The following is a 23398-nucleotide window of genomic DNA, read 5'->3' on the forward strand; positions in this document are numbered from 1 at the left end:
AGTTAGATCGCGAGGGCGATTCAACGAAACGCCATCACGATCTAGGGCATGGACCGCAATACTTGCGCCAGAAGCGCCAAAACCCTTCTAGCTCCCTGAGCAAACGGATTCTTGATGCGTAGATTTGCTGCCTCGGTGCCCCAAAAAAAGGCCGCCCGGAGGCGGCCTTTCTCTTGTATGGCCAGCTGCCGAGTTATTTGACGTCCGTCTTCGCGGCCGCCTTCTTCATCGGCGTAGCGGCGGCTTCGAGCCCCTTTTCCTCGGCCATCAGTTCTTCCTTGGTCACCTTCTTGTCGGTGACGGAGATCTGACCGAGCAGGTGGTCGACCACCTTGTCCTCGAAGATCGACGCACGCAGCGTGCGCAGCGCCTCGGGATTGGAGCTGTAGAAGCCGAGCGCCGCCTGCTGTTGGTTGGCAGGGAGGCGACGCACCTGCTCGAGTACGCCTCGCTGCAGTTCCTCGTCGGAAACGGAGATGCCCTCCTTCTTGCCGATCTCGACGAGGATCAGGCCGAGGCGTATGCGACGTTCGGCAAGTCGCATGCTGTCGGCACGCGCTTTCTCCTCGGTCGTGCCCTCGTCGGCGAAGGTGCGCCCTGTCGCCTTGAGATCCCGGTTGACCTGCGCCCAGATCGTGTTGAACTCGGCCTCCACCAGCTTCGAGGGCACCTCGAATTGGTAGGAAGCGGCGAGTTGGTCAAGCAATTGCTGCTTGACCTTCTGGCGCGCTATCGAGCCGAACTGGTTCTCGATCTGGCTGCGCACGACTTCGCGCAGGCGCTCCAGCGAGTCCAGGCCGAGCGCCTTGGCGGTCGCGTCGTTGATCTCCAGCTTGCCGGGCTTCGCCACTTCCATGACGGTGACGTCGAAGGTCGCTTGCTTACCGGCCAGACTGGCGATCTGGTAGTTCTCCGGGAAGGTGACGGTGATCTTCTTCTGATCGCCTGCCTTGGCGCCGATCAGCTGGCCCTCGAAGCCCGGGATGAAATCCTGGGCGCCGAGCACCAGCGGCTGGTTGGCGCCAGTCCCGCCGGAAAAGGCTTCTTCGATCTTGCCGACATAGTTGATCGTCACACGGTCGCCTTCGGCGGCCTTGCCGTCGGCAGGCTTGTAGGTGCGAGCCGCTTCGGCGACACGCTTGATCTGCTCATCGATCTCGGATGCCGGCACGTCATACACCGGGCGCGTTACCTTGATGTTGGCGAAGTCCTTGATGTCGATCGCCGGAACAATCTCGCGGTTCAATTGAGCCGAGCCGGTACCGGCCGCAAGGGTACTGCCGGCGGCGCCGCAATCCGCGTTGGCGCCGACGCTTCCGGCCGCGGCCTTGGAGGCACCACCAGCCGAACTGCATGCCGTGTTGGCAAGCTGTTCACCTGAGCCGGCGACAGCTTTGGCGACACCGTCAGTTGGATTGCTGGCCGCGTTGGCGAGCATGCCAGTCGAGCCGGCGCCGGCGCCAACGGCTGCCTTCTTGGAGGCTCCGCCAGCCGGATTGCCGTCAGCATAGGCAAGCAGGCCATTATAGGCGAGCAAGCCGCCTGAGCCGACTCCGACGCCTCCGTTCCCACCATTGGAGACGCCGGTTGCATTGGCAAACAGGCCGTTTGAGCCGGCACCGGCGCGATTGGCCATGCTGTTGAGAGCACCGCCAGCCAAATCGCTGGTCGCGTTGGCAAGCAGACCTTTCGAGTCGGCGCCGCTGCTGCCGGTTGCACCATTGGAGGCACCGCTGGCCGGATTGCCAGCCGCGTTGGCAAGCAGGCGATTTGAGCCGCTGCCGATGCCATCGTTCGGAGCACCTCCAGTCGCTTTGGCAAGCAGGGGAACTGAACCGGCAGCACCGGTCGCACCGTTGGAGGCCCCGCCAACCGGATCGCCAGCCGCGTTGGCAAGCAGGCGAGTTGAACGGGCACCGCCGGCCGCACCGTTGGGGATGCTGCTGGTCAGGTCAGCGTCGACGACGTATCCGCCAGGGCTGCGGCTGTCCGCGAGGACGACCAAACCGTCGAGCGAACTGCCGCAGTGTGGGCCGCCCTGAGCTGAACTGTTGCAATCGATGCTTCCCAGGACGCTCCCGATGATCCCGCCGCCAGTGCCGCCGCCACCGGTCCCACCGGTGCTGCCACCGGCAGTGCCGCCACTACCAGTGCCGCCTCCACCAGTGCCGCCTCCGCCAGTGCCGCCTCCGCCAGTGCTCCCGCCGAGGCCTCCGCCGATCGAGCCGATAATTCCGCCGACTATGCTGTTCGCGCTGCCGATCAAACCGTTCACGGCGCTGGCCAGTGCGCCGACGGCACCGCCGATCGAGCCGACCGCCCCATTTGCGGCATTGGTCAGCGAGCCGACCGTGCCATTAGCTGTGCTGCCCAGCGAGCCGACTGTGCCACCGAGCGAACCACTGACGCCACTTGCACCGCCGGTCGCGCCGTTCAGGGCATTGCCCAGCGAGCCAATCGCGCTGCCGAGCGTACCGCCGGCACCACCGGTACCACCAGTACCGCCGGCCGCGCCATTCAAGGCATTGCCCAGCGAACCAATCGCGCTGCCGAGCGTACCGCCGGCACCACCGCCACCAGCGCCGCCGGCCGCGCCATTCAGGGCATTGCCAAGCGAACCAATCGCGCTGCCGAGCGTACCGCCGGCACCACCGGTACCACCTGCACCGCCGGCCGAGCCGTTCAGGGCATTGCCAAGCGAACCAATCGCGCTGCCGAGCGTACCGCCGGCACCACCGGTACCACCTGCACCGCCGGCCGAGCCATTCAAGGCATTGCCAAGCGAACCAATCGCGCTGCCGAGCGTACCGCCGGAACCACCGGTACCACCTGCACCGCCGGCCGCGCCATTCAGGGCATTGCCCAGCGAGCCAATCGCGCTGCCGAGCACACCGCCGTCACCACCAGTGCCACCAGCGCCACCGATCGCGCCGTTCAGGGCATTGGCGAGTGAGCCGAGCGTACCGCCGGCATTGCCAGCATCGCCCGTTGCGCCATTCAGGGCGCTGGCCAAGGCGCCAACGGCGCCGCCGAGCGAGCCGCCGATGCCACCGGTACCACCGATCGCCCCATTCAAGGTATTGGCGAGTGAGCCGACCGCCCTATTCGCAGCGCCACCAAGCGAACCAACCGTTCCGCTGAGCGAGCCGCCAATGCCACCGGCGCCATTCAAGGCATTGCCCAGGGCGCCGACCGCGTCACTGAGCGTACCTCCGGCACCGCCAGCTCCGCCGATCGCGCCGTTCAGAGCGCTGGCCAGCGAACCAACGGCGCCATCGGCAAGGCCACCCAGTGAGCCAACCGTGCCACCGAGCGAGCCGCCGATACCACCGGCGTCGCCGAGCGCGCCGTTAAGCGCGGTGCCCACAGCACCGACCACGCCGCCGAGCGTGCCTTCGGCACCGCCAGCGCTACCGACTGCACCATTTAGGGTGCTACCCAGGGCACCAACGGTACCGCCAAGCGAACCACCAACGCCACCGGCACCACCGACCGCACCGTTGAGCGCGTTACCCAGAGCGCCGACCGCGCCTCCGAGCGTACCCCCAGCACCTCCAGCTCCGCCGATCGCACCGTTTACGGCACTGGCCACCGAGCCAACCGCGCCATTGGCAGCGCCACCAAGGGCGCCAACCGCGCCGCCGAGCGTGCCACCGGCATCACCGGCTCCGCCGACCGCGCCGTTCAGAGCATTGCCCAAGGCACCAACCGCGCCGCCAAGCGTACCTCCGGCACCGCCAGCTCCGCCGATCGCGCCGTTGAGCGCAGTGCCCACGGCACCGACCGCGTCACCAAGCGTACCGCTGACACCGCCGGCTCCGCCGACCGCGCCGTTGAGGGCATTACCCAGGGCACCAACGGCACCGCCAAGCGTACCTCCGGCACCGCCAGCTCCGCCGATCGCGCCCTTGAGCGCAGTGCCCACGGCACCGACCGCGCCGCCAAGCGTACCGCCGACACCACCAGCTCCGCCGACCGCGCCATTCACGGCGCCGGCCAGCGAGCCGATCGCGCCATTCGCGGCACCGCCGAGCGAGCCACCGACTCCACCGGCTCCGCCGAACGCGCCGTTTAGGGCATTACCCAGGGCGCCAACGGCACCACCGAGCGTGCCGCCGGCACCACCGGCACCGCCGACCGCACCATTCAGGGCGTTGCCCAGGGCACCAACAGCGCCGCCAAGCGTACCGCCGGCGCCGCCAGCTCCGCCAATCGCGCCATTCACGGCGCTACCCAAAGCGCCAACCGCGCCATTGGCAGCGCCACCAAGGGCGCCAACCGCGCCGCCGAGCGTACCTCCGGCACCGCCAGCTCCGCCGACCGCACCATTGACGGCGCCGGAGAGCGAGCCGATCGCGCCATTCGCGGCGCCGCCAAGCGAGCCGACCGTGCCGCCGATGCCACCCGCTCCGCCGACTGCACCGTTCAGCGCAGTACCCAGAGCGCCGACCGCGCCGCCGAGCGTACCTCCGGCACCGCCAGCTCCGCCGACCGCACCGTTCAGCGCAGTGCCCAGGGCACCAACAGCGCCGCCAAGCGTACCGCCGGCACCTCCGGCACCGCCGATCGCGCCATTCACGGCGCTACCTAAAGCGCCAACCGCGCCATTGGCAGCGCCACCAAGGGCGCCAACAGCACCGCCGAGCGTACCTCCAGCACCACCAGCACCACCGATCGCACCGTTGAGCGCGGTGCCCAGGGCACCAACGGCACCGCCAAGCGTACCGCCGGCACCACCAACTCCTCCGACCGCCCCATTCAGGGCGTTGCCAAGGGCGCCAACCGCGCCGCCGAGCGTACCTCCAGCACCACCAGCACCACCGATCGCACCGTTGAGCGCAGTGCCCACGGCACCGACCGCGCCACCAAGCGTACCGCTGGCACCGCCAGCTCCGCCGACCGCACCATTGACGGCGCTGGCGAGCGAGCCGATCGCGCCATTCGCGGCGCCGCCAAGCGAGCCGACCGTGCCGCCGATGCCACCCGCTCCGCCGACTGCACCGTTCAGCGCATTACCCAGAGCGCCGACCGCGCCGCCGAGCGTACCTCCGGCACCGCCAGCTCCGCCGATTGCACCATTCAGGGCATTGCCCAGGGCGCCAACGGCACCACCGAGCGTGCCACCAGCGCCGCCAGCTCCGCCAATCGCGCCATTCACGGCGCTACCCAAAGCGCCAACCGCGCCATTGGCAGCGCCACCAAGGGCGCCAACCGCGCCGCCGAGCGTGCCACCGGCATCACCGGCTCCGCCGACCGCGCCGTTCAGGGCATTACCCAAGGCACCAACCGCGCCGCCAAGCGTACCTCCGGCACCGCCAGCTCCGCCGATCGCGCCGTTGAGCGCAGTGCCCACGGCACCGACCGCGTCACCAAGCGTACCGCTGACACCGCCGGCTCCGCCGACCGCACCGTTGAGGGCATTACCCAGGGCACCAACGGCACCGCCAAGCATACCTCCGGCACCGCCGGCTCCGCCGATCGCGCCGTTGAGCGCAGTGCCCACGGCACCGACCGCACCACCGAGCGTGCCACCGGCGCCGCCAGCTCCGCCAATCGCGCCATTCACGGCGCCGGCCAGCGAGCCGATCGCGCCATTCGCGGCACCGCCAAGCGAGCCGACCCTGCCGCCGAGCGAGCCACCGATGCCACCGGCACCGCCGACCGCACCGTTGAGCGCAGTGCCCAGGGCACCAACAGCGCCGCCGAGCGAACCGCCGATGCCACCGGCACCGCCGACCGCGCCGTTCAGGGCACCACCCAGGGCGCCAACCGCGCCGCCGAGCGTACCTCCGGCACCGCCGGCGCCACCGACCGCACCGTTGAGCGCAGTGCCCAGGGCACCAACAGCGCCGCCAAGCGTACCGCCGACACCTCCGGCACCGCCGATCGCGCCATTCAGGGCACTACCCAGAGCGCCAACCGTGCCGCCGAGCGAGCCGCCGATGCCACCGGCACCGCCGACCGCGCCATTCACAGCGCTACCCAGAGCACCGACCGCGCCGCCAAGCGTCCCGCCGGCACCTCCGGCACCGCCGATCGCGCCATTCAGGGCACTACCCAAAGCGCCAACCGCGCCATTGGCAGCGCCACCAAGCGAACCAACCGCGCCGCCGAGCGTACCTCCAGCACCACCAGCTCCGCCGATCGCACCATTTACGGCGCCGGCCAGCGAGCTGATCGCACCATTGGCAGCGCCACCAAGCGAACCAACCGTGCCGCCGAGCGTGCCACCGATGCCACCAGCACCACCGACCGCGCCATTCAGAGCGCTACCCAGAGCACCGACCGCGCCGCCAAGCGTCCCGCCGGCACCTCCGGCATCGCCGATCGCGCCATTCAGAGCGCTACCCAGAGCACCGACCGCGCCGCCAAGCGTCCCGCCGGCACCTCCGGCACCGCCGATCGCGCCATTCAGGGCACTACCCAAAGCGCCAACCGCGCCATTGGCAGCGCCACCAAGCGAACCAACCGCGCCGCCGAGCGTGCCACCGGCACCACCGGCTCCGCCGATCGCGCCATTCAGGGCACTACCCAGAGCGCCGACCGTGCCGCCGAGCGAGCCACCGATGCCACCGGCACCCCCGATTGCTTCGTTAACGGCATTGCCCAGGGCACCGACCGCGCCACCGAGCGTACCTCCAGCACCACCAGCTCCGCCGACCGCGCCATTCACGGCGCCGGCCAGCGAGCCGATCGCGCCATTCGCGGCACCGCCGAGCGAGCCACCGACTCCACCGGCACCACCGATTGCTCCGTTCAGGGCGCCACCCAGGGCACCAACGGCACCACCAAGCGTACCGCCAGCACCACCGGCACCACCGACTGCACCATTCACGGCACTGCTCAGGGCGCCAACCGCGCCGCCGAGCGTACCTCCAGCACCACCAGCTCCGCCAATCGCACCATTTACGGCGCCGGCCAGCGAGCCGATCGCACCATTGGCAGCGCCACCAAGCGAACCAACCGTACCGCCGAGCGAGCCGCCGATGCCACCGGCACCGCCGACCGCGCCGTTAAGCGCACTGCTCAGGGCGCCAACCGCGCCGCCGAGCGTACCTCCAGCACCACCAGCTCCGCCAATCGCACCATTTACGGCGCCGGCCAGCGAGCCGATCGCACCATTGGCAGCGCCACCAAGCGAACCAACCGTACCGCCGAGCGAGCCGCCGATGCCACCGGCACCGCCGACCGCGCCGTTAAGCGCACTACTCAGGGCGCCAACCGCGCCGCCGAGCGTACCTCCAGCACCACCAGCTCCGCCGATCGCACCATTTACGGCGCCGGCCAGCGAGCCGATCGCACCATTGGCAGCGCCACCAAGCGAACCAACCGTGCCGCCGAGCGTGCCACCGATGCCACCAGCACCGCCGATTGCTCCGTTAACGGCATTGCCCAGGGCACCGACCGCGCCGCCAAGCATACCTCCGGCACCGCCGGCGCCACCGACCGCACCGTTCAGCGCAGTGCCCAGAGCACCAACCGCGCCGCCAAGCGTACCGCCGACACCTCCGGCACCGCCGATCGCGCCATTCAGGGCACTACCCAAAGCGCCAACCGCGCCATTGGCAGCGCCACCAAGCGAACCAACCGCGCCGCCGAGCGTGCCACCGGCACCACCGGCTCCGCTGACCGCGCCGTTCAGAGCATCACCCAGGGCGCCAACCGCGCCGCCGAGCGTACCTCCAGCACCACCAGCTCCGCCGATCGCACCATTTACGGCGCCGGCCAGCGAGCCGACCGCACCATTCGCTGCACCACCAAGCGAACCAACCGTGCTACCGAGCGAGCCACCGATGCCACCAGCACCACCCACCGCGCCATTCAGCGCACTACTCAGGGCACCGACCGCGCCACCGAGCGTACCACCGACGCCGCCTGCTCCACCGACCGCACCGTTCAGCACATTACCCAGGGCACCAACGGCACCACCGAGCGTGCCACCGGCACCGCCAGCTCCGCCGATCGCGCCATCCAGGGCACTACCCAGAGCGCCGACCGTGCCGCCGAGCGAGCCACCGATGCCACCGGCACCGCCGATTGCTTCGTTAACGGCATTGCCCAGGGCACCGACCGCGCCACCGAGCGTACCTCCAGCACCACCAGCTCCGCCGACCGCGCCATTCACGGCGCCGGCCAGCGAGCCGATCGCGCCATTCGCGGCACCGCCGAGCGAGCCACCGACTCCACCGGCACCACCGATTGCTCCGTTCAGGGCGCCACCCAGAGCACCAACGGCACCACCAAGCGTACCGCCAGCACCACCGGCACCACCGATTGCACCATTCACGGCACTGCTCAGGGCGCCAACCGCGCCACCGAGCGTGCCACCGGCACCGCCAGCTCCGCCGATCGCGCCATTCACGGCGCCGGCCAGCGAGCCGACCGCGCCATTGGCGGCACCGCCAAGCGAGCCGACCGTGCCACCGAGCGAGCCGCCGATGCCACCGGCTCCTCCGACCGCGCCATTCAGAGCGCTACCCAGAGCACCGACCGCGCCGCCGAGCGTACCGCCGGCACCTCCGGCACCGCCGATCGCGCCGTTGAGCGCAGTGCCCACGGTACCGACCGCGCCGCCAAGCGTACCGCTGACGCCGCCGGCTCCGCCGACCGCGCCATTCAGGGCACTACCCAGGGCGCCAACGGCACCACCGAGCGTGCCACCGGCGCCGCCAGCTCCGCCAATCGCGCCATTCAGGGCGCTACCCAAAGCGCCAACCGCGCCATTGGCAGCGCCACCAAGCGAACCAACCGCGCCGCCGAGCGTACCTCCGGCACCGCCAGCTCCGCCGATCGCGCCGTTCACGGCGCTGGCCACCGAGCCGACCGCACCATTCGCTGCACCACCAAGCGAACCAACCGTGCTACCGAGCGAGCCACCGCCACCAGCACCACCCACCGCGCCATTCAGCGCATTACCCAGGGCACCAACGGCACCACCGAGCGTACCTCCGGCACCGCCAGCTCCGCCAATCGCGCCGTTCACGGCGCTCCCGAGTGAGCCGATCGTTCCACCGAGCGAACCACCGATGCCGCCGGCACCACCGATCACACCGTTGACGGCGCCGGCCAGCGAGCCGACCGTGCCACTGAGCGTACCAGTTGCAACACCGATTGGGCCGTTCACAGCGGCATCCAGAGTGCCCACCGCGCCGCCCACCGTCGAAACAACGCCGGCCGCTGACTTCCTCGCAGATTTGCCAACAGCATCCGCGCTCTTAAGCGCTGATTTGCCAAGGCTGGCCACTGATTTGCGCGCAGACTTGCTGACAGCGCCAGCGGTCTTGCGGGCAGACTTTCCAAGGCCGGCTACAGTCTTACGCACAGGTTTGTGAATGTTGCGAACGGCCTTGCTAACGCCTTTTGTCACGCCGCTCACTGATTTGCCGACCGCACTTACGCCGTGATCACCCACTGCACTTACACCGCCAGCCGCTCCGCCGATTGCGCCGCCGAGGCCACCCACAGCGCCGCCGACGGCACCACCGAGGCCGCCGACCGCGCCGCCAACGCCACCCACAGCTCCGCCGACCGCGCCGCCGAGGCCGCCGACTGCGCCGCCGACCGCACCACCAAGACCACCGACCGCGCCGCCGACTGCACCACCGACGCCACCGACCGCGCTGCCAACACCACCCACAGCTCCGCCGACCGCACCACCAAGGCCACCCACCGCGCCGCCGACTGCGCCGCCGAGGCCGCCTACTGCGCCGCCGACCGCACCACCAAGACCACCCAACCCGCCACCTGCCTGGGCTGTGATAGTTGTCAGCAACGCAATTGACGCCGTGGTGGAAAGGAGGAAATGAGAACGCTTGTAAGTCTTGGACATGGCACGCTCCTATTGGTTTCCTGTGCTGGTTTCTTGCAGTGACAACGGCGAGGCCGCAGCGGACGACCCGAGAAGCTGGTCGACCGCTTTGGCCTTGGAAAACTGGGAATCCGGCAAGCCCCGACGGGGATGGCCAAGCCAAAGCTTGCCACCCTCGTCCCTCGGGACGAGTTCGATCGTCTCAGGCTCTTCGATGTTGAAAAGAGTCAGGATCCGGGTCTTCTTGCCAGGTTGCGGCTCGACGGCCGGATTCAGTCCGTCCCGTGAATGCCTGGCTGCGTGGCGCCGCGAGATCGCTGTAATCGGGGACGCATCTGACAGCGCGCTCATTACAATGGAACACGTTGCATCACTTCCATTAGAATTAGCTGCGGCTAAAATTATTGCCGGCGAAAATGACGCGGCAGGCTTCGCATCCCCAGACAAAGTCCTGGAATTGATGCGATCGGCCATGTCCATTGCCTCCTGAGCAAGATTTCGAGCCAAGTAGAAGCGATCGCCGGCTACGGAGACCTTTGAAGACTTGTTCTCCAAGACATCGGCGGGCCGCCTGGAAACCGTTGCATCCAACAGTTTCCTGTAATCCAAGCCTGAGCGGGTCCTTTTAGGTACCTAGCCTGTTACGCGTTTATCCGTGGAATTCTCCACCATTTCTTCAACCAATACAGAAATACATTTTGCTCACGCCCATCGATCTACGTCATTGTCGATTCGCGCGAAGAATTGACAGAAAACATCACATAATAAGCGAATATGACCTTGAGTTACTTATGTATTAATTGATTTGCTTTTCTTAAAACTTTAGCGATCGCCGGCAGCCAAACCGTCCAGGAGGATTTCGTCCCTAACCGCTCTGGCGTGCTTTCCTTGCCGTTGCCCAGTCTTATGTTCATTCGCTTCGATCCCGGCGCGACCCTGCCTGGAAGCTCCGGTGTTGTGGTCTCGCTGCCGGGCGCTAGGCGCCAGTTAAGCCCCTTCTGAAACGTGTCGGGAATTCCAAGGATCTCGGCCTTCTCGTAGACGCGCAGGGCGCCCTCGCAGCCGGGGCGGAACCGCTGCAGCGCGGGATCGAGCTTGAGGCCTCGCAGCCCGCGCCTCTTGATCGCGTGTCCGAGGGCCGGCGCGGCCGAGTCATTCGGATCGACCGAGGCGAACCCATCAGGCGGGCACTCCGCCAGCGTCAGGCGTGCTTGACGGCGGCAGGGCGAACGCCAGCCGCCAGATTCAATTCGGACGTCCGAAAACGTTCTCCCACCGATTCGCAGAAATATGCGGCAGCTCCAACTCCGGCTCCCGCCCCAGCATCAGTCCAAGCACCCGGGGCGGTGCGAGCGGCGTCTGCTGCACCCAGCAGCGGGGAGCGAAGGCACGCCGGGACACCCGGCGATGGTCATGCCCGACCCTTCCTTGCCTTCGGTTTCGACCCGGCCGGAGCGCAGGACGAGCTTGTCCGGCACGGTCTGCGGCCACGCGCCGGGCGGCCTTCAATATCTGATCGCGGACGCCCGCTGCCGCGGCGAGGCTGGCCGCGCCGAGCGAGCCAGCCTCGGCAGCTGCCAGCCCTTGCCCCCGCTGGGCGCTCAATGGCAGCCTCAATGCTCGACCAGGTGGTATCTGAAACGATCGCGCACGAATTCGTTGAAAAATTGCCCTTTCGAGAATGCCGCCTTGAAAGCCGCGTAGACCTCGGGTCCGACGTCCTCATAATCATAGCGCTTGCCAGTTGGGACGAACCACACCGAAAGGACCCGCCTCGACCGATCGTAGTGGATATTCTGGATCGCGGTGGAAGGCATGTGCCACCTCCTGCTTCCAACTTTAATCTTCCGTGCGCCCCTGGGTTCCGCCATGCCTGGACCCGCCTTGCAGAAGCGCTTTCATTGCCTATCTGAGCCGCATGTCATCAGCCAAGAGCCGAACCACGGGGCGCGCCTTCCAGGGCGATCTCTTCGGCATGCCTGCAAGCCCGCCAGCACCCGAAGGCTTCTCCTACCGGCCGGACCTGATTGCACGCGACGAAGAACAGGAACTGGTCCGTCATATCCGGAGCCTGCCCTTCAAACCTTTCGACTTCCATGGCCATCTTGCCAACAGACAGGTGGTCGGCTTCGGCCTGCGCTACGACTACGAGCGCCGCCAGGTGCTTGAAGCGCCACCGATTCCGGACTTCCTGCTGCCGCTTCGCGCCAAGGTTGCCGCCTTCGCGGGCGTCCCGGCAGCCGAATTCGCGCAGGTGCTGATCAACGAGTACCGCCCGGGAGCCGGCATAGGCTGGCACCGGGACAAGCCCCATTTCGAGCTCGTGGCGGGCGTTTCCCTGCTCGCGCCCTGCAGCTTCCGGCTGCGCCGCAAGACCGGCGCGGCATGGGACCGCGAAACGATCGAGGTCGAGCCCAGATCCGTCTATCTCATGGCCGGGCCGGCGCGGAACGAGTGGGAGCACTCTATTCCGCCCGTGGAACATCATCGCTATTCGGTGACGTTCCGGACGATGCGGGCTCTGTAGGCAGCCGCACCGGCGACCATCCGGGAACCATCGCCTGACCCCGGGGTTGTGTCGTCAGATTTCGAGATCGAAAGGAAAGACGATGCGTATGTTGACGATAGTCCTGACGCTGTCGGCAATGGCATTGGCGCAGCCGGCTTCCGCCCAGCGCGCCGATCCGCAGCCGCCGCAAGCGCCGCCCCCTGCCCAGGAGCCGATCCCCGGCCAACCTCAACCCGGCCAGAACCCCGGTCAGGATGATGCCACCCAGAATGTCACCAATATCGTCGTGGTGGCGATGGAGGACCTGCCTGCGGAAGTGAAGGCGCAGGCCGAAGCCATAGTCACCAGGACGACCGCCAAGGAACTGGCCAAGCTGCAAAGCTCTGTCGACGCCTCGCCCGAGGCGACGTCGGTCCTGCATGCGAACGGACTGAATTCCTCGCAGGTCGTCGCAGCCAACATCGACGGTGACGGCACGCTGACGCTGATCATCCAGACGACGGCCTGACCTAAAGCATGTCTCCCGAAAGTGGGAACCGGTTTCGGCACAAAGACATGCGTAAAATCAAGAACCTAAAGCGCAGGGAGCGAATCTGAAAGATCGCGACGCGCTTTAGAGCAATTCCAGGAAAAGTGTGAGCGGTTTTCCGCCAGGAATTGCGTAAAAACAAGGAGATAGAGCATTTCACCGTTTCCGTGAAACGGTGAAATGCTCAAGGGGTACGATCCGGCCGAACGGCGACCCCGGTTTGCCTTCGATCCTCACTCTTGCGGAGGCCGTCATGACCGAAGCCGCAGTACGCAGCTTCACGCTCAATTTCGGGCCGCAGCATCCCTCGGCCCATGGCGTGCTCAGGCTGGTGCTGGAACTGGACGGCGAGATCGTCGACCGCGCCGACCCGCATATCGGCCTGCTGCATCGCGGCACCGAGAAGCTGATCGAATACAAGAACTATCTGCAGGCCCTGCCCTATTTCGACCGGCTCGACTATGTCGCGCCGATGAATCAGGAGCATGCTTTCTGCCTCGCCGCCGAAAAGCTGCTCGAACTGTCCGTCCCCCGGCGCGGCCAATTGATCCGCGTGCTGTTTTGCGAGATCGGGCGGCTGTTGTCGCATCTTCTCAACGTCACCACGCAGGCGATGGACATCGGCGCGCTGACGCCGCCGCTCTGGGGTTTCGCCGAGCGCGAGAAGCTGATGGTCTTCTATGAGCGTGCGTCCGGCGCCCGCATGCACGCGAATTATTTCCGGGTCGGCGGCGTGCATCAGGACCTGCCGGAAGAGCTGCTCGACGACATATGGGATTTCTGCGATCCGTTCCTGAAGGCCTGCGACGATCTCGATAGCCTGCTTACCGGCAGCCGCATCTTCAAGCAGCGCAATGTCGATGTCGGCGTGATCTCACTCGATGACGCCTGGGGCCTGGGCTTCTCCGGCCCCATGGTGCGCGGCTCGGGCGCCGCCTGGGACCTGCGCAAGGCGCAGCCCTACGAATGCTATGCGGAGATGGATTTCGACATCCCCATCGGCAAGCACGGCGACTGCTACGATCGCTATCTGGTGCGCATGGAGGAGATGCGCCAGTCGGTGCGCATCATGCGGCAATGCCTGGAAAAGCTGCGCTCGGCCGATGGCCGGGGTCCAGTCGCCGCGGCGAACCGGAAGATCACGCCGCCGCCGCGCGCCACCATGAAGCGTTCGATGGAAGCGACGATCCAGCATTTCAAGCTCTATACCGAAGGCCACCGCGTGCCGGCTGGCGAAGTCTATGCGGCGGTCGAGGCGCCGAAGGGCGAGTTCGGCGTTTATCTGGTCTCGGACGGCAGCAACGTCCCCTATCGCTGCAAGATACGCGCTCCCTCCTTCGCCCATCTCCAGGCGATGGATTTCCTCTCGCGCGGGCATATGGTGGCGGACGTCGCGGCGATCATTGGCTCGCTCGACATCGTCTTCGGCGAGATCGATCGCTAGAGCAATTCCAGGAAAAGTGTGAGCGGTTTTCCGTCCGGAATTGCGTAAGAACAAAGAGCTAGAGCGGTTCGCCGTTTCCGTGAAACGGTGAACGCTCTAAAGAGGGAGCGCAGAGACCCCGGTCAGGCCTCCACCGCTCCCATCGAGTTTCTGATCGGTCGCGATTGCATGCATCGCGGCCGTCGCTAATGCATGAACACCGCTCTCAACCAGGCAAGGATACCCGCGCCCGGAGAGATCGCCGCGCGCACGCGCGATGCCGCCCAGCGGGACGGCATGTTGGCGCCGACATGGCAATGGCAGACGACCTCATGCAGCTGCCAGTCGCTCATCTCGAAGAAGCGTTTGGCTTCTCCGTAGGTATCGTCCCGCAAGCCTTGCGCGCGGAAGATCGGATCCTCGAAAGCGACGGTGATCGCCGATCCGTCCGTGCGCATTCTTTGACGCACGTCTGGCGTAGCGTATTCGGTGCCCGTCAACGCCGTGAGGCGACGGCCGGGGTTTTGTTCGAGAAGTTGCGCCCAGCGCTCGAGGCGCTGGGCGCGATTGGCGATGAGAGCCGGTGCTTCGGCATGAACGTCGGCAACGGCGTTGATTTGGTCAAGGGTTTGGTGCTTCACGGCCGTCTCCTGTATCGGCACAATTGGCCACCCGCTGGCAATGGAACTAAGGCACGGCCAGTCGCCGGCAAGAGCCGAAACAGGCGCACGGAATCATTTGATCGCCACTGGCCGCCATCACGCGGCGCGATCGTGTGGGAACTATCCGCGGGCGTGGCCGTTCTGCCACTTGCGCTGCCGATCGCACCCGGCGAAGCGTCCGATGGGCGGCGATCGCATCATCGTTTCAGGTCGGGCGGCTGATCCCGGTTTTGGATCGCAGCAAAGCCTGTCGGGCACAGAGCGGAAGGAAAACGCGATGGCCATTCTCCCCAATCCGGACCCATCCCCCACCCCGGTGCCCACGCCGCCGCCGATCCCGGAGCCGAAGCCGGTGCGCGAGCCGGATCCGGACCGGTTGCCCGACGAGGAGCCGATCCCTAATCCAGACGAAAACGACGCGCCGCCAAAGCATTCCGCGTCCGGACGGCGCCCGCGTTGACAGGCATGCGGGAGGCGCGACGAACGCCCTCCCGCGCCACTGTCATTCCCCGCGCATCGTCGCCTGGAAGGTGGGCAGGTGCTTCTTCTGCGCCTCGATCATGCGCTCGCGGTAGACGCCGTAGATGACGTCGGTGTCGTGCAGCGTCACGCCCGCGATGGTCGGCGAGGCGAAGACCGGCAGCTCGATGCCGCGCTTCGACAGCTGCTCGGCGGTGCGCGCAAGCAGCTCATGCGCCATGATCATCGCCAGCACCGTCGACGATCCCGCCACCGGGCGGCTCCAGCCTTCGACCGGCACCACCGCATCCTCGATCGGCGAGCAGGTGTCGATGACGAGGTCGGCGGCGTCGGCCAGCCTTTTGCCGGACGAATGCGTGGCCGGCTTGTCCAGATTGTTCTTGCTGGTGACGGCGACGACGAAAATGCCGCGCTTCTTGGCATAGAGCGCGGTGTCGATGCCCGACGAATTGCGGCCGCTATGGCCGAAGATGATGATGGAATCACCCTCGTTCAGCGGCTGATGGTCTAGGAACTTCTCAGCATATTTCTCCGTCCGCTCCAGCCACAGAAGCTCGCGCACGCCGCCGGCGCCGAGCACGTTGTGCCACATCACGCGCGGGTCGGTCAGCGGGTTGAAGCCGACGAAGCTGCCATAGCGCGGGAACATTTCCTGCGCCGGCAGGACCGAATGGCCTGAACCGTAGAGATGGACCAGCCCGCCATTTTGCAGCGTGTCGGCGAAACGGTTCGCCGCCTGGCCGAAGGCTTCCGAATTGGCCTTCGATGCCTGTTCGATGAGAGCGACGAGACGGGGGATGTAAAGATCGGACACTTCGGTACTCCTGTTTGATCGTGTCAGCTTCTGGTGTTCGGGAGGCGGCCGGCGCGCAGCGTCGAGCGTATCTCGTAGCGGTCGCCGCGCATGACGGAGACGGTGAATTCGAACGGGCCGCGTTCGTCGATGGTGATGCGCTCGACGACGAAGGCCGGGCTGCCCGCGGGCAGGTCGAGCAATTCGGCGTCCGCCGCGCTGACGGCGCCGACGCGGTAGTTCTCGCGCGCCTCGACCGGCACGATGCCGTATTGCCGCTCCAGCGCTTCGTAGAGCGAGCCCTTGAGCAGGCCGGCATCGAGGAAGCCCGGCACGCGTGCGGCCGCCAGTTGCGCCGTCTGGATGCCGATCGGCTCGTTGTTGCCCAGCCGCAAGCGCCGGATGCGCACGATGGGATCGCCCTCCTCGATCTCCAGCGCGCCGGCCGCCGCCGCGTTCGCCGTCGTCAGACTGCAATCGAGCAGGCGCGAGCCGGCCACCACGCCGATATTGCCCATCTCCTGGGTGAAGGAGGTGAGCTCGCGCGTGCCGGCGACCAGCGTGGCCGAGCGCACGAAGGTGCCTCTGCCGTGCTCGCGCCTGAGCAGCCCGCTTTCCTCCAGATTGCGCAGCGCGTGGCGCAGTGTGATGCGGCTGACGCCGAACAGCGCGCAGAGCCGGTCCTCGGCCGGGATCTGGTCGCCGGTCGCCCACTCGCCGCTCTTGACGATGGCGCGGATCGCCTCCTCGACCTGGTACCAGAGCGGCTCCGGCCGCCTGCGGTCCGGCTGTTGAAAGCTCGCTTCGCTCATCGGATCTGCCTCCACCCGCTTCCCGCCTGCCCGGCAAGCGCGGCACCCGCTAGGCCGGCGCGGGAGCCGAATTTTCCTGGCCTAAGTTCGATGCCGCGCAGATGCGGCGGCAATTGACGCCGCAGCGCAGCAAGCAATGGCGGCGCGATCACGTCCAGCGCGTCCGCCAGGCCGCCCGAGACCAGGATGACACCCGGATCGAGCAACCCCACGGCGCCGGCCAGCGCCGTGCCGAGCTGGCGCGCCGGCACCTCGAGCAGCGACTGCGCGGCAAGCTGGCCTGCTTTGGCGGCTGCGATCAGCTGGCGGGCGTCGGCCAGCCCGATCTGTGCGGCAAGGGCGTCCAGCGCGCGCCCGGAGGCGACACGTTCCAGCCAGCCGCTGCGCTCCTCGCCATGGTCCTTGATGTCGGCGCTGGCCCAGCCGAAGGAGCAGGCGCCGCCATGCGCGCCGGCGACGATGCGGCCATTGGCCAGCACCGCCGAGCCGATGCCGGTGCCTATGGCCAGCAGGATCGCATCGGACACGTCCCTGGCCGCGCCCTCGGCCGCTTCCGCCAGAAGCGCGATCTGCGCGTCGTTGCCGACCGCCACGCTCATGCCTGGGAACAGCGCGGCGACATCGACCCCATCGAGCCAGGGCAGGTTCGGGATCCAACGGCAGACAGACCCTTCGGTCAGACCGGGGACCGCGAGCCCGAGAGCTTTGGCTTCGCCGGCGGCCGCAAGCGCGCGAACGCCCGCGGCGAAGGCGTCGAGGCTTGTCGGTGCCGGCTCGTGGACTTGCGGTGCAAGAGCGCCGAGATCGCCCGTATGGACAGCGGCGCGCAGATTGGTGCCGCCGAGATCGATGGCGAGAACCCGTGTCATCTCTCGCTGCTCCGACCGGCAGGCGGCGCGAACAGGCCGCTGCCGGCATTCCAGGAATGCGAGGCCGCCGCGAAGGCCTGCGCGTGGCGCGTGCCGCGCAGGCACCCTCGCAGCCGGTAGAGCGCGCTGTAATAGTCGACATAGGGAAAGCTGCTTAGGCCCCGCGCCAGCTCATACTCCGTCACCGCCTCGTGCCAGGCGTCGAAGCCAACGCTGACGTCGACGAGATGCTCGGGCCGGAAGCCCTCGTCGTCCTCCCAGTTCTCGCCGAAGAGCAGGAGCTGCGGCGTATGCGCGGGATGGAGACGCTTCAGCGTCGGCAGAGCCGAGAAGAAAATGCCGGTCTGCGTGAGATGCGCGGCCGCGCGATGATCCTTGTGCCAGCTGCCGTGCCAATGCGTGATGACGACCTCCGGCTGCAACTCGCGGATGACATCGCAGACCTGGAGCGCGGTCGCATTGTCATTGGGCAGGAAGGCGTCACGCAGCTTCATGTTGCGCATGGAAACGCCGAGCCGCGCCGCTGCCTTCGCCGCCTCGTCCTCCTTCTGCGTCGAATAGTGCTCCGGGATCAGGCAGGGATGGCCCTGCTCGCCCATCGACAGATGCAGGAAGGTGACCTGGGTTCCATTCTTGGCGGCGGCCGCCGCAAGAGGCCCGGCGATGACCTCGGCGTCGAAGGCATGCGCCCCGACGACCAGGATCGAGCGCGCGGCATAGATCTTGTCCTCGATCATTTCATGCCTCCCCCGGCGCCGACGCCCTCGCGAATCTGGCGCGCCAGCAAACAATACATGATCAGGATCGGTGCCATGGAGATCGCCAGCGAAGCGAACACCAGGCCCCAATCGGTGCGGAACTGTCCGACGAACACGCTGATTGCCAGCGGCACGGTCTTGTAGCGGTCGTCGAAGATGAAGATCAGCGGGAAGAAGAAATCGTTCCACACCGCGATCGCCGTGAAGATGGCGACGATGGACACCGCCGGCTTCACCATCGGCAGCACGATCTGGAACAGGATGCGGGTCTCTCCGGCGCCGTCCATGCGCGCCGCCTCGTCGAGCTCAGACGGCAAAACGCGCATGAAATTGGCGAAGATGAAGACGGCGAAGGGGATGCGGATCGCCGAATAGACGAGGATCAGCCCGGTGAGGGAATCGAGCAGGCCGAGCCCGCGCATCAGCGTGAACAGCTCCACCGAGGCGAGCCTGATCGGCAGCATGATGCCGGACAGGAAGAGGCCGAGCATGATACCGTTCCAGCCGAGCCTGTAGCGGCTGAGCGGATAGGCGGCCATCGCCGAGACGACGATGGTGAGGGCCACCGCGCCGCCGGTGACGATCAGGCTGTTGATGAAGTTGTGGCCGAGATCGGCGCGCGTCCAGGCGCGCACGAAATTGTCGAGCGCCCAGCTCCGCGGCAAGCCGAGCCGGTTGTCGTAGATCTCCGCTGTCGTCTTGAAGCAGGAGACGACCAGGACGTAGAGCGGCAAGAGCACGGCCGCCGTCCACACCAGCAGGACAATCCAACCAGGCAGCCGCGCCAGCTTCTGTGGAATGGCGAGTGTGGTCATAGCTCGACCGTCCGCTTGTCGAAGAAGCGCAGCATCAACAGCGTGCCGATGCTGAGGACGAGGAACAGCATGGTGCCCAGCGCCAGCGCCAGGCCGATGTCGGTGATGCCCACAGCCCCTTCCGCGCCGAAGGCCAGCCGGTAGAAATAAGTCACCAGCGTGTCGGTCGCGTAGCTCGGATTGCCCTGCACGCCCTGCATCACGTAGACGATGTCGAACTGGTTGAAGGTGTTGATGAAGGAAAGCGTCGTCAGCGTGCCGAGCGCCGGCATCAGCAAAGGCAGCGCGACGGAGAACAGCATGCGCGCATTGCCGGCGCCGTCGAGTTTCGCCGCCTCGAACACCTGCGGCGAAATTTGCCGCAAACCTGCCGTGTAGATCAGCACCGGCAGCCCCATCCAGTTCCAGGCATCGACGGCGATCAGCGTGCCGAGCGCGGTGTGGCTGTTGCCGAGCACGGTCAGGCTGCCCTGATGCAGGCCAAGGCCGTTCAGCGCCCATTCGACGATGCCGCCGGGCGCGAGCAGCAGCCGCCACAGCGCGCCGACGATGACGGGGCTGAGCACGGCGGGGAAGAAGAACACCGACTGGAAGAAGGCGGCGCCCCTGCCGCGCAGGAAAAGCAGCCAGGCGAACAAAAGCCCGAGCCCGTTCTGCAGCAGCATGATGCCGAAGAACCATGCGACATTGTGCCAGAGCGCGCCGTAGAGCCGCGCGCCGCTCGGGAACACGAACAGCCGCGAGAAGTTCGCGAGCCCCGCGAACTCCTGCATGCGCAGCCCCTTCCAGGTGAAGAAGCTGCCCCACAGCGACAACAGGAGCGGGTAGAGCACGAACAGCCCGTAGATGGCCAAGGCCGGCAGGATGAACAGCACCGCCATGCGCTGCTGCGTGCGCTGGAGGCTGGTCGTGCGGCGAAGCTTGGTCATGCGCTGCGTTCTGTGGGGCAGAGATGCCGGCCGGCTGGGGCATGATGCCGAAAAGTGTGAAGCGGTTTTCGGACGACATCATGCTCCTGCTTTTTGACAAGAGCGGCCGGCGCTCCTTACTGCTTGGGCTTGAACCAGGTGGCGACGGCGGCCTGCATGTCGGCCGCCAGCTTTTCGGGCGCGACATTGCCTTCGACCATGTCGATGATCTCGGACTGCAGCACCGACGACGCGGTCGGCGTCTGCCAGCGGAAGCCGACCAGCGTGAGATACGGCGTCGAGTTCTTCGCCATCTCCATCATCCTGGCAAGCACCGGATCCTTCACCGTGACGTCGGTGCGGGCCGGCGGCCATCCGAGCTCGTCGGCGAAGGCCTGGGCGAACTCGGCCGAGGCCATGTAGTTCAGCACCTTGATGGCCGCCTCCTTGTTCTGGCTTTCCGAGACGAGGCCGTAGGAGCCGTCCGAGAAAGCCGAGGTGTAGAGCTTGGTCGAGGCGTCGTCGGCCGGGAATGGGAAGATCGAGAACTTCAGCTTCGGGTTCTGCGACTTGAAGCTGCCGTTCTCGAACGAGCCGCCGAAGAACATCGCCGCCTTGCCGCCGATGAACTGCTGCGTGGCGGTGGTGTAGTCGATGCCGGCGAAGCCATCGGAATAGTATGGCTTCAGCTCGGCGAAGCGCTTCAGCGCCGCGACATAGCGCGGATCTTCGAAGGTCGCCTTGCCGCTCATCATCTCGTCATAGAAGCCCGGACCGTAGAGCGTCGGCCCGATAACGCCGACGCCTATCTCCAATTCCCAGGCCGAGCCGTTGGCGCCGCCATTGGCGATCGGCGTGATGCCTGCCGCCTTGAGCTTTTCGCAGGCGGCGACGAAGTCCTTGTAGGTCTTCGGAATGTCGATGCCTTGCGCAGCGAAGATATCCTCGTTGTAGAAGACGCCCATCATCGGCACCGAATAGGGAACGCCGTAGAGCTTGCCGTCGGCGCGGCCGCGCGCCCCGCCAAGGGCGGCGTCGGGCATGTTCTTCAGTTCCGCCACGCTGTCGTCGAGCGCGTCGAGATAGCCGCCTTCGATGAAAGGCTGCAATTCGCCATAGGCCTTGAGCTGCGCGATATCGGGTCCGCGCCCCCCGCGCAGCGCCGTGCTCAGGCGGTTCTGGTAATCGGCGTCGGGCGTGAACTGGATGTCGACCTTGATGCCGGGATTCTTCTTCTCGAACGCCTCGAAGATACGATGCATTGCGGCCTCGTCCTCGGTGCGCCAGCTCCACAGCGTCACGGTGGAGTCGGCGCGGGCCGGCAGCGTCGAAAGCGCGCCCGCGCAAACAGCGGCGAGGCCGCCGATCAGCCCGAGCGCCGCGCGCCGGTGGATTGAAAGCATGCTCATTGCCAGTTCTCCCATTTTCTCGGTTCTGAGGCATTCAAGAGAGTCGTCTGCTTTTGCGAAAAGTCATTATAACGACATGATGCATCTCGCAAGAGCCTCAAAGCCGCGAACGATTGCCCACCACTGGCCGGTCAATGCGTTATCGAGATGTAAATGTTTATTTTGAAACGTAAATTGGCTACCTTTGACCATGTGGAGGATTTTCGGCTACTCACGCCCAACGGAACGTTCGTAGGTTCAGGCTTGCGCCAGCGCTTGAACTTGTCATAACGTCATCGCTCGTGTCGCGACTTTTGTGGAGGATGCCAATGTCGCTTGCCCGGATCTCGAAGCTGGCTCTCGCCGCGGCGCTCGTCGCGCTGCCCGCGACCGGCTGGGCGCAATCGGTGAACATCTCCTACCTGACCCACTGGTCGCCGGAGACGGTGGCCTTGCTCGAAGCGGCGGCGAAGGTTTTTTCCACTACTCATCCGGATGTCGCCGTAACCGTGCGCGCGGTTCCTTTCGGGGATCTCTTGACCACGCTGCGCTCGCAGGGCGGCTCCTCCGACGGTCCGACGATCGGCGGCATCTACGATCTGTGGCTGCCGGAACTGGCGAGGGACAAGCTGGTCGCCCCTGCCCCCGACGCTGTCGCCAATGAGGTGAAAAGCGCCTGGCCGGCCGGCGTCGTCAGTGCCGCTTCTGTCGGCGGCACGCTCTACGGCATCCCCAACGAAATCGACGTCTACGCGCTGAACTACAACAAGGAACTGTTCAAAAAAGCGGGCATCGCCGCCCCGCCCAAGACATGGGCCGAATTCAAGGATGCCGCCGCCAAGCTGACCGACAAGGACAAGGGCCAGCAGGGTTTCGGCATGATCAACTCATGGGCGGCGGGCGTGGTCCATCCTTTCGCCTCGTTGCTCGTCTCCAATGGTGGCAACCTGGTCAAGGACGGCAAGCCGGCGCTGGACAGTCCCCAGGCCGGCGAGACCTTCGCGCTCTATGAAGACTTGATAAAGTCCGGCGTGAGCAATCCGGCGATGGCGACGGCCGACGCCAACACCACCGGTCCGTTCCTCGACAATTTCGTCTCCGGCAAAACCGGCATGATCATCATGGCGAACTGGTGGGAGAGCGCGCTGAAGACCGGCATGGGCGACAAGTTCTCGCAAGTCGCCACCGCGCCGATCCCGGTGGGGCCGAGCGGCGACAAGCCGCATTCGATCTCCTATTCCTGGATGACGGTCGTCAATGCCAAGGCCGGCGAGGCCGAGCAGAAAGCGGCCTGGGAATTCCTGGCCTGGCTGAACAGCCCGAAATCGGGCAAGAACGGCGCATCGGCCATGTCCGACATTTTGATGTCGATGGGCATCCTGCCGTCACGCACTTCCGACATCGAGGCGCACAAGGACAAGCTCGGCTCGGAGTTCCTGTCCGGCTATGTCTCCGTGCTCGCCGATGCGCGGCCTTTCCCGGTCGTGCTCGGCGGCCAGGAGTTCTCGGAATCCCTCCAGCAGACGCTCGAGGCGTTGCAGTATGGCCAGGTCTCGGCCAAGGATGCGCAGGCGAACGCTCAGGCCGACGCCACGTCGATCCTGGAGCGCGCCGCCAAGTAAGTTCGGGTCGCTGACCGGAAGC

17 protein-coding genes are annotated in these 23398 nt (G+C 66.4%); 6 read left to right on the top strand and 11 right to left on the bottom strand.

Going from position 1 to position 23398, the window contains the following annotated elements:
* Nucleotides 1–193 precede the first annotated feature (193 nt).
* Nucleotides 194–9124, bottom strand: a complete 8931-nt coding sequence (gene tig / locus MJ8_RS32595) for a trigger factor (protein WP_201415644.1) — start codon at nt 9122–9124, stop codon at nt 194–196.
* 276 nt (nt 9125–9400) lie between these two features.
* Here tig and MJ8_RS27230 point away from each other — a divergent pair, with 276 nt between their 5' ends.
* On the top strand, nt 9401–9781 hold the full coding sequence (locus tag MJ8_RS27230; RefSeq protein WP_201411698.1) for a hypothetical protein: 381 nt from the start codon (nt 9401–9403) through the stop codon (nt 9779–9781).
* 57 nt (nt 9782–9838) lie between these two features.
* On the opposite strand, the gene MJ8_RS27235 is transcribed toward MJ8_RS27230, so the two are convergent.
* Entirely contained in the window at nt 9839–10282 is a 444-nt protein-coding gene (locus tag MJ8_RS27235; protein WP_201411699.1) for a hypothetical protein, read from the bottom strand.
* Between the two features lie 1139 nt (nt 10283–11421).
* Complete coding sequence (locus MJ8_RS27240) at nt 11422–11625, bottom strand: KTSC domain-containing protein (RefSeq protein WP_201411700.1); 204 nt, start codon at nt 11623–11625, stop codon at nt 11422–11424.
* A gap of 101 nt (nt 11626–11726) precedes the next feature.
* On the opposite strand from MJ8_RS27240, the gene MJ8_RS27245 reads away from it, so the two are divergent.
* The 3 genes from MJ8_RS27245 (at nt 11727) to MJ8_RS27255 (ending at nt 14290) form a co-directional block, all read left to right on the top strand.
* Nucleotides 11727–12335, top strand: coding sequence for an alpha-ketoglutarate-dependent dioxygenase AlkB (locus MJ8_RS27245; protein WP_201411701.1), 609 nt, complete (start codon nt 11727–11729; stop codon nt 12333–12335).
* An 82-nt stretch (nt 12336–12417) separates the two neighbouring features.
* Nucleotides 12418–12825 carry a hypothetical protein gene (locus MJ8_RS27250; protein WP_201411702.1) on the top strand — a complete coding sequence of 136 codons (408 nt, stop codon included), beginning with the start codon at nt 12418–12420 and terminating at the stop codon, nt 12823–12825.
* A gap of 274 nt (nt 12826–13099) precedes the next feature.
* Nucleotides 13100–14290, top strand: a complete 1191-nt coding sequence (locus MJ8_RS27255) for an NADH-quinone oxidoreductase subunit D (protein ID WP_201411703.1) — start codon at nt 13100–13102, stop codon at nt 14288–14290.
* Nucleotides 14291–14475: 185 nt separating this feature from the next.
* On the opposite strand, the gene MJ8_RS27260 is transcribed toward MJ8_RS27255, so the two are convergent.
* Entirely contained in the window at nt 14476–14910 is a 435-nt protein-coding gene (locus tag MJ8_RS27260) for a hypothetical protein (RefSeq protein ID WP_201411704.1), read from the bottom strand.
* A 202-nt stretch (nt 14911–15112) separates the two neighbouring features.
* On the opposite strand from MJ8_RS27260, the gene MJ8_RS27265 reads away from it, so the two are divergent.
* A complete protein-coding gene (locus tag MJ8_RS27265; RefSeq protein ID WP_225248057.1) occupies nt 15113–15391 on the top strand; it encodes a hypothetical protein in 279 nt (92 codons plus the stop codon).
* Between the two features lie 42 nt (nt 15392–15433).
* Here the strand turns inward: MJ8_RS27265 and MJ8_RS27270 are convergent, their stop codons facing one another.
* From MJ8_RS27270 to MJ8_RS27300, 7 genes are all read right to left on the bottom strand, one after another.
* Entirely contained in the window at nt 15434–16225 is a 792-nt protein-coding gene (locus MJ8_RS27270; protein ID WP_201411705.1) for a sugar isomerase domain-containing protein, read from the bottom strand.
* A gap of 23 nt (nt 16226–16248) precedes the next feature.
* Nucleotides 16249–17016, bottom strand: a complete 768-nt coding sequence (locus MJ8_RS27275) for a GntR family transcriptional regulator (protein ID WP_140746915.1) — start codon at nt 17014–17016, stop codon at nt 16249–16251.
* Complete coding sequence (locus tag MJ8_RS27280; protein ID WP_201411706.1) at nt 17013–17885, bottom strand: ROK family protein; 873 nt, start codon at nt 17883–17885, stop codon at nt 17013–17015. The genes MJ8_RS27275 and MJ8_RS27280 overlap by 4 nt, the downstream gene beginning before the upstream one ends.
* Complete coding sequence (locus MJ8_RS27285; protein WP_201411707.1) at nt 17882–18622, bottom strand: PIG-L deacetylase family protein; 741 nt, start codon at nt 18620–18622, stop codon at nt 17882–17884. The genes MJ8_RS27280 and MJ8_RS27285 overlap by 4 nt, the downstream gene beginning before the upstream one ends.
* On the bottom strand, nt 18619–19458 hold the full coding sequence (locus MJ8_RS27290) for a carbohydrate ABC transporter permease (RefSeq protein ID WP_201411708.1): 840 nt from the start codon (nt 19456–19458) through the stop codon (nt 18619–18621). The genes MJ8_RS27285 and MJ8_RS27290 overlap by 4 nt, the downstream gene beginning before the upstream one ends.
* On the bottom strand, nt 19455–20387 hold the full coding sequence (locus MJ8_RS27295) for a carbohydrate ABC transporter permease (RefSeq protein ID WP_201411709.1): 933 nt from the start codon (nt 20385–20387) through the stop codon (nt 19455–19457). Before MJ8_RS27295 ends, MJ8_RS27290 begins: the two co-directional genes overlap by 4 nt.
* Nucleotides 20388–20503: 116 nt before the next feature.
* Entirely contained in the window at nt 20504–21775 is a 1272-nt protein-coding gene (locus MJ8_RS27300) for an extracellular solute-binding protein (protein WP_201411710.1), read from the bottom strand.
* 308 nt (nt 21776–22083) lie between these two features.
* Between MJ8_RS27300 and MJ8_RS27305 the strand changes: the two genes are divergently transcribed.
* Nucleotides 22084–23376: an ABC transporter substrate-binding protein gene (locus MJ8_RS27305; protein WP_201411711.1), complete on the top strand. Its 1293-nt coding sequence runs from the start codon at nt 22084–22086 to the stop codon at nt 23374–23376.
* Nucleotides 23377–23398 lie beyond the last annotated feature (22 nt).

Source organism: Mesorhizobium sp. J8 (genome assembly GCF_016591715.1).
In the GTDB taxonomy this organism is placed as follows: Bacteria; Pseudomonadota; Alphaproteobacteria; order Rhizobiales; family Rhizobiaceae; genus Mesorhizobium.

Excerpts from the sequence above, each read along its gene's own strand:
- MJ8_RS27235 (WP_201411699.1), bottom strand. The coding sequence starts at position 10,282 with ATGGCCGATCGCATCAATTCCAGGACTTTGTCTGGGGATGCGAAGCCT.
- MJ8_RS27240 (WP_201411700.1), bottom strand. The coding sequence starts at position 11,625 with ATGCCTTCCACCGCGATCCAGAATATCCACTACGATCGGTCGAGGCGG.
- MJ8_RS27245 (WP_201411701.1), top strand. The coding sequence starts at position 11,727 with ATGTCATCAGCCAAGAGCCGAACCACGGGGCGCGCCTTCCAGGGCGAT.
- MJ8_RS27250 (WP_201411702.1), top strand. The coding sequence starts at position 12,418 with ATGCGTATGTTGACGATAGTCCTGACGCTGTCGGCAATGGCATTGGCG.
- MJ8_RS27255 (WP_201411703.1), top strand. The coding sequence starts at position 13,100 with ATGACCGAAGCCGCAGTACGCAGCTTCACGCTCAATTTCGGGCCGCAG.
- MJ8_RS27265 (WP_225248057.1), top strand. The coding sequence starts at position 15,113 with ATGGGCGGCGATCGCATCATCGTTTCAGGTCGGGCGGCTGATCCCGGT.
- MJ8_RS27275 (WP_140746915.1), bottom strand. The coding sequence starts at position 17,016 with ATGAGCGAAGCGAGCTTTCAACAGCCGGACCGCAGGCGGCCGGAGCCG.
- MJ8_RS27280 (WP_201411706.1), bottom strand. The coding sequence starts at position 17,885 with ATGACACGGGTTCTCGCCATCGATCTCGGCGGCACCAATCTGCGCGCC.
- MJ8_RS27285 (WP_201411707.1), bottom strand. The coding sequence starts at position 18,622 with ATGATCGAGGACAAGATCTATGCCGCGCGCTCGATCCTGGTCGTCGGG.
- MJ8_RS27290 (WP_201411708.1), bottom strand. The coding sequence starts at position 19,458 with ATGACCACACTCGCCATTCCACAGAAGCTGGCGCGGCTGCCTGGTTGG.
- MJ8_RS27295 (WP_201411709.1), bottom strand. The coding sequence starts at position 20,387 with ATGACCAAGCTTCGCCGCACGACCAGCCTCCAGCGCACGCAGCAGCGC.
- MJ8_RS27300 (WP_201411710.1), bottom strand. The coding sequence starts at position 21,775 with ATGAGCATGCTTTCAATCCACCGGCGCGCGGCGCTCGGGCTGATCGGC.
- MJ8_RS27305 (WP_201411711.1), top strand. The coding sequence starts at position 22,084 with ATGTCGCTTGCCCGGATCTCGAAGCTGGCTCTCGCCGCGGCGCTCGTC.